This window comes from Paracoccus fontiphilus (genome assembly GCF_017356265.1).
Lineage (GTDB): Bacteria > Pseudomonadota > Alphaproteobacteria > Rhodobacterales > Rhodobacteraceae > Paracoccus > Paracoccus fontiphilus.
The window spans coordinates 1-12,034 of the sequence record NZ_JAFNAW010000092.1 but is presented as its reverse complement, the minus strand read 5'-3'; the positions used below and the strand labels follow the sequence as shown (position 1 = coordinate 12,034).

Annotated in this window: 11 protein-coding genes and 1 pseudogene; 8 read left to right on the top strand and 4 right to left on the bottom strand. The window is 60.9% G+C overall.

The window, feature by feature from the left end; translation table 11 throughout:
* Positions 1-45: 45 nt before the first annotated feature.
* Positions 46-522 carry a DUF305 domain-containing protein gene (locus tag J0F76_RS18890; RefSeq protein WP_242690426.1) on the bottom strand — a complete coding sequence of 159 codons (477 nt, stop codon included), beginning with the start codon at positions 520-522 and terminating at the stop codon, positions 46-48.
* 138 nt (positions 523-660) lie between these two features.
* On the bottom strand, positions 661-1,086 hold the full coding sequence (locus J0F76_RS18885; RefSeq protein ID WP_207471876.1) for a hypothetical protein: 426 nt from the start codon (positions 1,084-1,086) through the stop codon (positions 661-663).
* A gap of 368 nt (positions 1,087-1,454) precedes the next feature.
* Between J0F76_RS18885 and J0F76_RS18880 the strand changes: the two genes are divergently transcribed.
* From J0F76_RS18880 to J0F76_RS18845, 8 genes are all read left to right on the top strand, one after another.
* On the top strand, positions 1,455-1,880 hold the full coding sequence (locus tag J0F76_RS18880) for a hypothetical protein (protein ID WP_207471874.1): 426 nt from the start codon (positions 1,455-1,457) through the stop codon (positions 1,878-1,880).
* Between the two features lie 283 nt (positions 1,881-2,163).
* The gene (locus J0F76_RS18875; protein WP_207471872.1) at positions 2,164-3,582 is read left to right on the top strand and encodes a TolC family protein; all 1,419 of its coding nucleotides are present in this window, start codon (positions 2,164-2,166) and stop codon (positions 3,580-3,582) included.
* The gene (locus J0F76_RS18870; protein ID WP_103174181.1) at positions 3,579-4,946 is read left to right on the top strand and encodes a multicopper oxidase family protein; all 1,368 of its coding nucleotides are present in this window, start codon (positions 3,579-3,581) and stop codon (positions 4,944-4,946) included. Before J0F76_RS18875 ends, J0F76_RS18870 begins: the two co-directional genes overlap by 4 nt.
* Positions 4,947-4,980: 34 nt before the next feature.
* Positions 4,981-5,451: a cupredoxin domain-containing protein gene (locus J0F76_RS18865; protein WP_207471870.1), complete on the top strand. Its 471-nt coding sequence runs from the start codon at positions 4,981-4,983 to the stop codon at positions 5,449-5,451.
* A gap of 18 nt (positions 5,452-5,469) precedes the next feature.
* Positions 5,470-5,751, top strand: a complete 282-nt coding sequence (locus J0F76_RS18860; RefSeq protein WP_207471868.1) for a copper-binding protein — start codon at positions 5,470-5,472, stop codon at positions 5,749-5,751.
* 352 nt (positions 5,752-6,103) lie between these two features.
* On the top strand, positions 6,104-6,601 hold the full coding sequence (gene copM / locus J0F76_RS18855) for a CopM family metallochaperone (protein WP_207471866.1): 498 nt from the start codon (positions 6,104-6,106) through the stop codon (positions 6,599-6,601).
* 141 nt (positions 6,602-6,742) lie between these two features.
* Entirely contained in the window at positions 6,743-9,073 is a 2,331-nt protein-coding gene (locus tag J0F76_RS18850; protein ID WP_207471864.1) for a heavy metal translocating P-type ATPase, read from the top strand.
* Between the two features lie 30 nt (positions 9,074-9,103).
* Entirely contained in the window at positions 9,104-9,583 is a 480-nt protein-coding gene (locus tag J0F76_RS18845; protein WP_207471862.1) for a DUF411 domain-containing protein, read from the top strand.
* Positions 9,584-9,722: 139 nt separating this feature from the next.
* Here J0F76_RS18845 and J0F76_RS18840 read toward each other — a convergent pair whose 3' ends face one another.
* Together J0F76_RS18840 and J0F76_RS18835 are read right to left on the bottom strand one after the other, a co-directional pair.
* Positions 9,723-10,103, bottom strand: coding sequence for a MerR family transcriptional regulator (locus tag J0F76_RS18840; protein ID WP_207471861.1), 381 nt, complete (start codon positions 10,101-10,103; stop codon positions 9,723-9,725).
* A 304-nt stretch (positions 10,104-10,407) separates the two neighbouring features.
* Positions 10,408-11,696: pseudogene (locus J0F76_RS18835) on the bottom strand (IS3 family transposase); the annotation flags it as partial.
* Positions 11,697-12,034 lie beyond the last annotated feature (338 nt).

Sequence of the window (12,034 nt, the reverse complement as noted above, 5' to 3'; positions counted from 1 at the left end):
TGAGCGCGCGCGCCATGGTGCCGGTCACCGCCGCCTGGCCTGATTTTACCCCGCCGCGTGGCCGGATTTTGCACCGCCGTTGACACCGTGTTGTTGCACCACGCGGGCCATGGCGATCGCGCCCTGATGATGCGGGATCATGCCGCGAACAAAGGCGACGTCCGGGTCATCAGCCATGATGCCCCGAGCCATGGGCGCATGCATCGCGTCCATCGCCAGGATATTGGCTTGAGTGAAATCGGGAACGTCCTTGCTGACCGGGGTTGCCGCATCAGGCGAAGACGCAGCCATCATGGCCTGCCTCATCTTCTGCATGGCAGCTACGCATTCGGCAGACATTTCCTGCATCATGAGCGAGGATGGACCGTTCATGCTCTCCATCGGCATTGCCGGTGAGGCTGACGTCGCAACCTGACCTTGCTGCTCGGCAGAATGATGAGTTCCATGCTCGCCCTGAGCGAGGGCAGCAGCGGGTAGTACCGCCGACAGACCCAAGGAAAGGGCAATTGCAGTTCGTTTCATTGATTTATTCCTGTGCTGTGAAGGAGCGGCATCACGCATGGACGCACGGCTCCTGCCGAAATCTGGTGTTTAGGGACAGTGCTCTCGGCCGATGGGCTGAGACGGCCGCGAGACACCTGTCCCGTCGGCCTTGGGCCGTTATGCAGCCACGAACGAACGCGGCGGCCGAAGGAGTCCCAGAGCCGTCCGACCGAGACGGTCCGACCAGATTTTGAACAGGAAGTCTCCGCCGACAAGCGGATCGGTCAGCGATTGACGAGGCAGAACGATAAAGAGCCCGCAGAACTGGTCGCAGCTGTCGCCATAGGCATCCAGCCTGTCCGCATCGGCACCACAGTGATCCGAGGAGGAAAGCCCAGATGCGCCCGCAGACGCGTCAGAAGGTTGGCAATGGTGATCTGCCGCCGCCACTGCCAAGTCGTCATGGCGTATGTGCGCGCCCATTCCGGCATGCGCCGTTGTCTGCAGGACCAGGACGGCAAAGGCTACCATCAGGATGACAGTGGCGGCCTTCCGCAGCCAGTCCTGCAGGCTTAGCCTGACAGATCTGGCTTCAGCACTCATAAGGACAATCCCCCTCCAAGGGCCGGCATTCGTGTCAAACCCCCTGCATGACTGCAAACAAGAGCGCACGGATACTCGTCAGACGCCCCCGGCAGTCGCATGTGGTTGGTCAGCACCCTGTGCCTCATGTTGCTGCGCCCTTTCTACTCCTCATATCAGGCCAAAGACAGTCAAGTGGAAGATGGGAGCGACAAAGTGCCGCGACCCTTGCCCCCTGCAAGTTCATTCCAGCCATCATCAACGGCCGGGAAAACTGCCCCCCAATTCCCCGGAAGTCTCCTGGCTCTTCCGGCTATCAGCGATAACGTTCCTGTCAGCCAAGCCAAAATTCTGTTGTTGCGACGGCTCTGCGGATTTATTCGGTAAGAATGTCGAGCTTGCTGCGCCAGCTTGTTACCGTGCTTGTCGTGACGATCGTCTCGGCCAGCTTCGCCATATCGTCAGCCAAGGCGGCGATGGCACTGGAATGTGAGATTACATCGGTACGGGCAGTTTCCGATACCGTCTCCAACCAGTTGGCCGCTTTGAACCAGGATAATCCTGGTCATGATGACATCGCGGCCGAGACTGAAAGCGCCGCCCATCAGCACCAGGGACATGCTGAAGATCATGATGCGTCCAAGGACGCTCATGCTTCTCATTGCAAAGCGCACGCCTGTCCTTCGACGGCGCTTCCCCCTTTCAACAATGTCATGCCGGCCACTGACGTCGGACAGACCTTGGCCGTGATCCAGCCGGAATCATTGGTCGAACTCACGATTCCGGAAGGTCTCCGCCGCCCTCCGCGCGGCTGATCCGAACGATGCTTGTTGTGGCCTGAGCAGGTCGCAGCCCCCATCATTCTGATCTCAAGCGGAACCCAAGTCTCATGAAACCGATCTTCACGGCGGCTTTGCCGCTGTTGGCAGCCGCCTGTGCGCCGCTGCCGCCCCTGGACATGTCATCTCCTCCCGCAGCAGACGCGGCAGGCCCCGTTTCAATCGCTCCGGCAGGACCAACAGTCAATTATACCGCGCGGCGGGTCATGGAGCCTGCGGACTGGACCACCCTGAACTCCGAGCAGATCGGGGGTGGCGAATGAGAAAGCTCGTGTCTTTCTCCCTGGGCACCGTCCTAATGCTGTCGGCTTGCGCCGATGTCGCGACAATGAAAAGAGCCAGCGACCAGCGAGCCGGATTTGCTCCGGTCTCCGACATCTCCCGCCGCGCCGCGGGTGCCGATGCGGTGTGGTTGCAAAGCCCGGCTGAACGGGAAGCGAATGCGCAGCGCGTTCGGGCCATGGCTCACCGCAAGACCCTGAATGCCGATCAGGCGGTCCAGATCGCGCTGTTGAACAACCCTGGCCTTCAGGCGCGCTATGCGGAACTGGGCCTGTCGGCGGCCGACCTTTGGGAAACCGCTCGTGGTCCGGTTCCTTCGGTGGGACTTTCGGTGTCCGGGTTGGCGGGCGGCGATGTCACCCGCTCGATCGAGGCAACGCTCATTTCGTCGATCCTTGACATTGCCACCCAGAAGCCCCGGACAAGGACGGCCGAACTTCGCTTCCGGCAGGCTCAATTGGCAGCTGCGGGCGAAACCCTGGCCTTGGCCCATGAAACGCGGCGCAGCTGGATCGAAGCAGTGGGCGCCTTCGAAGCGGCAGCTCTGATCGGCCAATCTCAAAGTACCGCCAATGCGGCGTCGGAACTGGCATCCGAACTGGGAGCCACCGGTGCTTTGAGCCGGGCCGATCAGGCACGCGAACATGCTTTCACCGCCGAACTGGCCGCTGAGCAAGCGGCAGCCAAGCTGGAAGCGCAGCTCGCCAAGGAGAAGCTGGTCCGCTTGATGGGTCTCTGGGGCAGCGGAACCGAGTTCTTTGTTCCCGACCGGCTGCCAGCGTTGCCCGGAGGCGCGCCGGGCCGTGCCGATATCGAACGCCAGGCGCTCGCCAATCGTGTCGATCTGGCTGCCGGACGTTTGGAGTTGCAGGCCATTGCCAACCAGTACCGCTTGAACGGGCAGACCCGGATGATCGGGGATGCGGAATTTGCAACTGGCGTGGAAATCGAGCGTGAAGAGGGAGAGTCCGAGCGCTCCCCTGTTATGGACGTCGAGTTCCAGATCCCGGTCTATGACACGGGCGGATTGCTCTCGCGCCGAGGCAGCCTGGAATACATGCGATCCGCCAACAGCCTCGCGCAGGCTGCCGTCGATGCCCGATCAGAGGCCCGCGCGGCCCATACCTCGGTCACCGGCAGCTATCAGATTGCCCGCCATTGGCGCGATCAGGTTCTCCCTCTGCGGCGCGAGATCAATGAACAGGCGCTCCTCAGCTACAACGGCATGCTGACCTCGACCTTTGAATTGCTGAACGACGCTCGTGAGCAGCTGGAGTCGGAGCTGAGCGCTGCCGAGGCAAAGCGCAATTACTGGTTGGCCGAAGCCGATGCGACCGCAGCGATTTGGGGCGGGGCGACAGGTGGAAGCGCAAGCGAGGAAGGGGAAGAGGAATGATGAACCGCAGAGCAATGCTGGGCGCGGGGATCGGTGCCGGTGCGGCCGCACTGACCGTAAGTGCGGGGATGGCACAAACGCGGTTTCGCGATCTGCCGGAAGCGGCGAGTACCGATAGTCCCTATACCCAGATACCGCCGCGCCCGACGACAGGCATCGAATACAACCCCATCGTCACGCTGAACGGCTGGTCGCTGCCCTACCGGATGAACGGGAACGTCAAGGAATTCCACCTTGTCGCCGAACCCGTCGAACGGATCATGGCCGACGGGATGGTGGCTCGCCTTTGGGGCTATAACGGCCAGTCCACAGGCCCGACGATCGAGGCCATCGAGGGCGAACGGGTCCGCATCTATGTTACCAACCGCCTGCCCGAACACACCTCGGTTCACTGGCATGGGCTGATCCTGCCGTCCGGCATGGATGGGGTGGGGAACTTGAGCCATCCCTCCATCCCGGTCGGCAAGACCTATGTCTATGAATTCGACTTAGTGAAGTCGGGCACGTTCATGTATCACCCTCATGCCGACGAGATGGTCCAAATGGCCATGGGCATGATGGGGCTCTTCATCGTGCACCCGCGTGATCCGGCCTTCATGCCGGTGGACCGCGATTTCGGGATCCTGCTGGCGGCCTATGACATCGATCCGGGTACCTACATCCCGCGTGTCGCCGAGATGACGGATTTCAATCTCTGGACGTTCAACAGCCGAATTTTCCCGGACATTGATCCGTTGGTCGTCAGCAAGGGAGACCGGGTGCGGGTGCGTGTGGGCAACCTGACCATGACCAATCACCCCATCCATATGCACGGCTATGATTTCGAGGTGACCTGCACGGACGGTGGATGGGTTCGGCCCGAGGCCCGTTGGCCAGAAGTCACCATCGACATTCCGGTAGGATCCATGCGGGCCTATGAGTTCAACGCCGATCATGTGGGTGATTGGGCATTCCATTGCCACAAGTCACACCACACCATGAACGCAATGGGCCATGAACTGCCCACCTTCATTGGTGCCAACAAGGCCCGTGTGACGGAGATGATCCGCAAGCACCAGCCAGGTTATATGCCAATGGGAACCGCAGGCATGGCGGACATGGGCGAGATGTCCATGGAGATCCCTGAAAACACGATCCCGATGATGACCGGTTGGGGTCCGTTCGGGCCCCTGGAAATGGGCGGCATGTTTTCTGTCGTTAAGGTGCGCGAGGGGATCGCGCCCGACGATTACTCGGATCCGGGTTGGTATGAGAACCCTCCCGGTACGCAGGCCTGGGAATGGACGGGTGAATTGCCCGAACATGCCAGCAACGACAGCCCCCGAACCATCCTGACGCCCCGCGGCGGCAATCGGTTGGGCTGACCCTCACTATCGAGCAACAATCAAGGAAAATCCGATGAAATCGTTGATGCTGGTAACTGCTGTTGCCCTCTTCCCGTCCTTTGCACTGGCGGGAGGAACCCATGAAGGCGGCCATGACTACGCTGCAGGCGCCCCGGCAACCGACGGAGAGATGAAGACCGTCGAGGTGTCCATGCGGGAAACCGATGATGGCGCCATGGTTTTCGAACCCCAGGAGCTGTCATTCGCAGCCGGCGAGACCGTCCGTCTAGTCATCACCAACAAGGGTGAACTGGAGCATGAGTTCGTCATGGATACGGTCGAGGCCAACGCCGAGCATAAAGAGCTGATGGCCAAGTTTCCTGAAATGGAACACGACGACCCAAATGCAGTCCGCCTGCAGCCGGGCGAGACCGGAGAGATCCTCTGGACCTTTAAGAATGCAGGTGAATTCGAATTCGCCTGCCTGATGCTGGGCCACTACGAGGCCGGCATGCACGGCCCCTTGAACGTCACCAAATCCTGAAAAAGCGAGGACGAGACCATGAAACTGATCCAATTGACCGCAGCTGCCTTGATCGTTTCTGCTGGATCCGCTTTCGCGGATACCCATATCACGAACGGGACTGTCACCAAGATCGACACCAAATGGAACAAGGTGACGGTGGATCACGAGGAACTGAAAAACCTCGACATGCCCGCCATGAAGATGGTGTTCCAGGTGGCTGAGCCAGAGATGCTTGAGAAGCTTAGCGAGGGCGACAGCATCAAGTTCGCTGCCGATCGCGTGAACGGCAAGCTGACTATCACTGAAATTCTGGAATAATTTTCTAAAGCCATTTGGAGGCAAGATGAAAAACATCTTTGTAGCTGCTTTGACTGTAGCCAGCATCACGGCAAGTTTTGCATACGCTGAGGAAACAAGTCACGGCACAAGAGGATCTCAGTCAGGTACTGGCGGGGATCATTCTTCAGAAAACAACACGGCCGAGAAACCTGACCCAATTTCAGGGTCCGCCAGCCCGACACGCACAATGCCCGTCCCAGCCGGGCGTATAATGTCCACCAAGGAGTTGAACAGAGCAGGACTGAAACCTGATGACGTGATCATGCACGTATCTGTTTTCTGAACATCAGCCTACCCTGAACGTCCACCTAACCTACTTGGGAGAAGACACATGAATTCCCTTAAAATACTTGCCGCCTTGGCAATCACTGCGACCACCTTTTCGGGCCCTGTGTTCGCACAAGATGCTGAATTCCAGCTTCCGGAACAGTGTGCCGCATCCTCTGGCTCACAAGAAATGCCCTCCGGCGAGATGGAGGGGGCCTCGACGGGATCCGATCAGCAAGCTGGCGGCATGGGCTCCGGCATGGCGGGCATGATGGGCATGGGCGGCATGAAGATGGAGGATATGCCCCAGCATGTTCAGGAAAACATGCGCAAGATGATGGTCACGATGCCGGCCATGCATCAGGGCATGATGAATGAAGATGCCGATGTGGCCTTTGCCTGTGGGATGATCGCCCACCACCAAGGCGCCATCGACATGGCCGAAGGCTTGCTCAAGCACGGAAAGGACGAGCAAATGCGGGCGCTTGCCGAGGAGGTCATTGCGGCGCAGGCGGCCGAGATCGAGCAGATGACAACCTGGCTTTCCGAAAACGCTAAGTGACAAGGTTTCGGCCGCGCGGTTTCGATCGCGCGGCCACCCTGGTGGTTTAGCCTATTTTCTACCCTGCCACGCGCGAACGACCCAAGGTTTTGCCGTGGCAATTCAGCCGGAACGCGCGCCCCGGACCAAGGAAAGAGCGAAATGGAACACCATCATCATAGTGCGGCCGCAATTCCGGAGGGTGCCCCGACCGCCATCGACCCTGTCTGCGGCATGACCGTCGCGGTCAGCCCGGAGACGCGCAAGGCCCAGTTCGCCGGCAAGACGTTTCACTTCTGTTCGGCAAAGTGTGACGCTGCCTTCAAGGAGGATCCCTGGTTCTATGCCAGCGGTCACGCCCAAGGCCGCAAGGCCGCGCAGCCTACCGGCACGACATGGACCTGTCCGATGCATCCGCAGATCATCCGCGATGCCCCCGGGGCCTGCCCGATCTGCGGCATGGCACTGGAGCCGATGCTGCCGACCGGCGGCCCCAGCCCCGAACTGGCGGAATTTACCCGGCGGATGTGGATCAGCGCCGCTGCGGCCGTTCCCCTGATCGTCCTCACCATGGGTGAACTGGTCAACCTACCGGTCAGGGACTGGGTCGGACATCGGCTGGCTTCCTATATCGAATTGGTTCTGGCCACGCCGATCGTCCTGTGGGCCGCCGCGCCGTTCTTTCGCCGAGGCTGGGAGTCGATCAAAAACCGCTCGCCCAACATGTGGACGCTGATCTCGCTCGGGGTCGGCGCGGCCTACCTGTATTCCATGGTCGCGACCTTCCTTCCCGGACTGTTCCCCGAGGAGTACCGGATGGGCCATGGCGTCGGCACCTATTTCGAGGCGGCAGTCGTGATCGTGGCGCTGATCTTCGTGGGCCAGGTGCTGGAACTGCGGGCGCGCGAACAAACGGGCGATGCCATCCGTGCGCTTCTGGACTTGGCGCCGAAGACCGCGCGGCGGGTGCTGGAGGATGGCACTGAATATGATGCGCCATTGGAGAATGTCGTTGAGGGCGACCGGCTGCGTGTGCGGCCCGGCGACAGCGTGCCGGTGGATGCGACAGTGGTCGAGGGCCGGTCGTCTGTGGATGAAAGCATGATCACTGGCGAACCGGTTCCGGTCGAGAAAGGCCCCGGCGATCCGGTCACGGGCGGCACGATCAACAAGAACGGCAGCCTTGTGATCGAGGCGCGCCGTGTGGGTGCTGATACCGTCCTGTCGCAGATCGTCGAGATGGTCTCGAACGCGCGGCGGTCGCGCGCCCCGATTCAGGGTCTGGCCGATCGGGTGTCCTCGGTTTTTGTCCCTACGGTCGTGGCGATCGCCATTCTTTCCTTCATGGCCTGGCTGGTCTGGGGACCTGATCCGGCCTTGGTCTTTGCGGTCGCGGCCGCCGTGTCGGTGCTGATCATCGCCTGCCCTTGCGCGCTTGGCCTGGCCACACCGATTTCGATCACCACGGCGGCCGGACGCGGCGCACAGGCCGGTGTTCTTATCAAGGATGCCGAGGCCCTGGAACGTATGGCGGCGGTCGATACGCTGATCGTGGACAAGACCGGCACACTGACCGAAGGACGGCCGAGGCTGACCGATGTGATCAGCCTCGGTGACATGGGCGAAGAAGAACTGCTTGCCGTTGCTGCGGCCCTGGAGCGCGGGTCCGAGCATCCGCTGGCCGAAGCCATTGTCGAGGGCGCGGTGTCTCGCGGGGTAGGAATGCAGTCCGCCTCGGAGTTCGAGGCCATCACCGGCAAGGGGGTGCAGGGCACGGTCCAGGGGCGGACTGCGGCCTTGGGAAACACGGCGATGATGACGGATCTCGGACTTGACTCCACCCTGGCCGAGGCACGCGCCGATGCCCTGCGCAGCGACGGCAAGACCGCCATGTTCGTCGCGGTCGACGGCCGGCTTGCCGGGATCGTCGCCGTTGCCGATCCGATCAAGGCCTCGACCACTGAGGCGATCCGGACCCTTCATCAACTTGGACTGCGTGTCATCATGGCCACGGGCGACAACCAGCGAACCGCCGAGGCGGTCGCCGCCAGGCTGGGCATCGACGAGGTGCGAGCTGGCGTCCTGCCCGAGGACAAGAAGAACCTCATCGATGCCTTGCGCAAGGATGGCGCCGTTGTGGCCATGGCAGGCGACGGGGTGAACGACGCCCCGGCCCTTGCCGCCGCCGATGTTGGCATCGCCATGGGCACCGGGGCGGATGTCGCAGTCGAAAGCGCCGGCCTGACGCTGCTGGGCGGCGATCTCATGGGCGTGGTCCGCGCCCGGCGCCTGGCCAAGGCCACGCTGCGAAACATCAAGCAGAACCTGTTCTTCGCCTTTGTCTACAACGCCGCCGGTGTGCCGATCGCGGCAGGACTGCTATACCCCATGACCGGCATGCTGCTGTCGCCGATGATCGCCGCGGCGGCAATGAGCCTGTCGTCGGTCTCTGTCATTGCGAATGCCCTCCGGCTCAGGCGAGTCACGCTCTGAGCCTGCAATCCACATGAGAAAGGACATAAAATGACCAGCAAGAACCCTTCACGTCGAACGATCCTGGCCGCAGGCGCGGGGCTGTTCGCCCTGGCCGCCCTTCCTGCAAGGGCGCGCAGCCTCGACAACCAGATGCTCGTGGTGAAAGACCCCAACTGCGGGTGCTGCGGTGCGTGGATCGAAATTGTCGAGGCCGCCGGTTTCAATGTGACGATCGAACTCAGCGCCGGAACCGCCCTGATGCGGTACAAGTCCGAGAATGGCATTCCCGAGGCAATGGCCTCCTGCCATACGGCCCGTATCGACGGCTACATGCTCGAAGGCCATGTGCCGGTGGCTGACATCCACCGTCTTCTGGAAGAACGACCCGACGCCATCGGCCTGGCCGTTCCCGGTATGCCCTACGGCTCACCCGGCATGGGACCCGAAAGCGAACGCGAGGCCTATGATGTTCTGCTCATTCGCAAGGACGGCACGAGCGAAGTCTTCACGCACTACCCGGCTGCATAGACCGTTCTGCACATGAATCGAGCGTCGGATTGGGCTGCGCTGCTGCCCTCCAATCGACGCATGCATCGATGAAGGTTTTCAGAGCCGCTGTTCGAGTTCCATGTGTCGGTCTCTGGCATGCCTGCCTTCAGAGCAGGCCCTAATCGTCGAACGCAAAGAGAATAGGGCAAGCTCCTGACTGGTCTTCCGCACAGGCCTCTGCAAGCCTTTGCAGGCTTGCCCGGGCCCGCTGCAATTCAGCAATCTGCTCCTCAAGTTTGGCCAACCGCTTCTTGGCCATATGCTGTGCGCGATCATGGTCATGACCCGAGTCCAGCTCGATCAACTCCTTGATCTCCTCCAGCGTGAAGCCAGCCTGTTGTGCCTTGCGGATAAAGCGGAGCCGCCGCAGGTCCTCCTGGTCATAGCGGCGAATGCCCCCGTCGCGCACAGGGACCGGGAGAAGCTCCTTACGTTGGTAGAAGCGGATGGTCTCGACACCCACTCCGCCTGCCTCGGCAAGTTTTCCGATCGTCAGCATTTTTACCCTTGATCCCGTACTATGGTACAGGACTTATATACGTACCGATCTGCTCTGTGACAAGAACAGCAAGGAGACTTCAAGATGCTGGACGCTACCGCTCCTGCCGCCGCTAAGACGGCCCACCTTTACCGGATGATGATGCCGGACCACACCTGCCCCTACGGCCTCAAGGCCCTGGACCTGCTGAAGCGCTCGGGCTTTGCGGTCGAGTGTCCGTCGTCGAATGATTTGGAACAGGCGACCTGATTTTGCTCTGGAGGGCTCTGGCTCTGTAGGTTGAGATTATGCTGCCTGGCTCCGGGCCGCGTCCGAAGTAGACGTCAGCGGGCGTGAGATTGCCGAGGCTCTCGTGATAGCGGTGGTTGTTGTAATGATCGACAAAGGCGGCGATGGCCGCCTCGAGGTCGCCCTGCAGGTAATAGTTTTCCAGCAGAATGCGGTTCTTGAGGGTCTGGTGCCAGCGTTCGATCTTGCCCTGCGTCTGGGGATGATTGGGGGCACCGCGGACATGGTCCATACCATGTTCTTCGAGGTATTCGGCAAGATCACCAGCAATGTAGCAAGGGCCGTTGTCGCTGAGCAGCCGCGGCTTGTGCAGCACGGTGACGCTGTCACATCCTGATGCAGCGAGGGCGATGTCGAGCGTGGCGCTGACATCTTCCGCGTTCATGGTGGTGCACAGCTTCCAGCCAACAATGTAGCGCGAGAAGTCATCGAGCACGGTGGACAGGTAAAACCATCCCCAGCCTGTTACCTTGAGATAGGTGAAGTCGGTTTGCCACAGCTGGTTTGGCTGGGTGGTCTTGTCCCTGAACTCGTCGGCAGCCTTGATCACCACATAAGCTGGGCTGGTGATCAGGTCATAGGACTTGAGCAGGCGATACACCGAAGCTTCCGACACGAAGTACTTTTTCGTATCCGTGAAGCGAACAGCCAGCTCTCGCGGCGAAAGATCCGGCTCGTGAAGCGCCAGTTCCACGATCTGATCGCGCACAGCGTCGGGGATGCGGTTCCACACCCTGGATGGCCGAGACGGCCGGTCTTCCAGCCCCTCCGGGCCGTGTTCGACGTATCGATCATACCACCGGTAAAAGGTTGTCGGCGGCACCCCGATCTGCGCCAGGGTCCGGCGGACCGGCAGGTGGGATTGCTCGACGATGCGGATGATCTCGAGCTTCTCGGCGGCAGGGTATCTCATTCGTGCTCGCCCCCAACCCCGGTCGTGTTTTTTTTGAGGAGGCGATTCTCGAGGGTGAGGTCGGCCACAACCTCCTTGAGCGCCAGTGCCTCGGCGCGCAGGTCCTTGACCTCGCCACTGGTTGCCTGGCGTGCCGTGTCACCGGCCAAGCGCTTCTTGCCAGCCTCGAGGAATTCTTTCGACCAGCTGTAATACAGGCTTTGGGCGATCCCTTCGCGACGGCACAGCTCTGCGATGCTGTCCTCGCCGCGCAGGCCAGCAAGCACAATCCTGATCTTCTCTTCAGCCGTGTGGATCTTGCGCGTTGCCCGGCGGATATCTTTGACGACCCGCTCGGCACCGTCCTTTGTTGTCACGGGTTTCGCTGGCGCGGTCCTTCGGTTCTTGCTCATCTTCGCTCCATGAAGGCTACGATGAGCCAGAAACCCTCTGTCACGCAATCGGCCTAATCTGTCCCATGGGCGCTGACGTCAGACAGGCATCGTCATGAACGGTTCGCCACTTTTCACCGGCGGAGCCAGTTCGGGCGAGAGCGAGATCCGTCGCTGGCTCCTGGAGTATCCGTTGTTGGTCAAGCAGCAGAAACAGCCTGTCTCGGCGAAAGCAGCCGTTCGTGCTTGGTGCATCGAATGACCCTATAGAGCCGAGGCTGTGTGGAAACTGGTGTTCGTGGTAGACTATGACATGGCTGCGGGGGATCAGCATGTCGGGCTTCATCGAGGGTGTCGAG

Excerpts from the sequence above, each read along its gene's own strand:
- copM (WP_207471866.1), top strand. The coding sequence starts at position 6,104 with ATGAATTCCCTTAAAATACTTGCCGCCTTGGCAATCACTGCGACCACC.
- J0F76_RS18850 (WP_207471864.1), top strand. The coding sequence starts at position 6,743 with ATGGAACACCATCATCATAGTGCGGCCGCAATTCCGGAGGGTGCCCCG.
- J0F76_RS18890 (WP_242690426.1), bottom strand. The coding sequence starts at position 522 with ATGAAACGAACTGCAATTGCCCTTTCCTTGGGTCTGTCGGCGGTACTA.
- J0F76_RS18845 (WP_207471862.1), top strand. The coding sequence starts at position 9,104 with ATGACCAGCAAGAACCCTTCACGTCGAACGATCCTGGCCGCAGGCGCG.
- J0F76_RS18875 (WP_207471872.1), top strand. The coding sequence starts at position 2,164 with ATGAGAAAGCTCGTGTCTTTCTCCCTGGGCACCGTCCTAATGCTGTCG.
- J0F76_RS18865 (WP_207471870.1), top strand. The coding sequence starts at position 4,981 with ATGAAATCGTTGATGCTGGTAACTGCTGTTGCCCTCTTCCCGTCCTTT.
- J0F76_RS18885 (WP_207471876.1), bottom strand. The coding sequence starts at position 1,086 with ATGAGTGCTGAAGCCAGATCTGTCAGGCTAAGCCTGCAGGACTGGCTG.
- J0F76_RS18840 (WP_207471861.1), bottom strand. The coding sequence starts at position 10,103 with ATGCTGACGATCGGAAAACTTGCCGAGGCAGGCGGAGTGGGTGTCGAG.
- J0F76_RS18860 (WP_207471868.1), top strand. The coding sequence starts at position 5,470 with ATGAAACTGATCCAATTGACCGCAGCTGCCTTGATCGTTTCTGCTGGA.
- J0F76_RS18880 (WP_207471874.1), top strand. The coding sequence starts at position 1,455 with ATGTCGAGCTTGCTGCGCCAGCTTGTTACCGTGCTTGTCGTGACGATC.
- J0F76_RS18870 (WP_103174181.1), top strand. The coding sequence starts at position 3,579 with ATGATGAACCGCAGAGCAATGCTGGGCGCGGGGATCGGTGCCGGTGCG.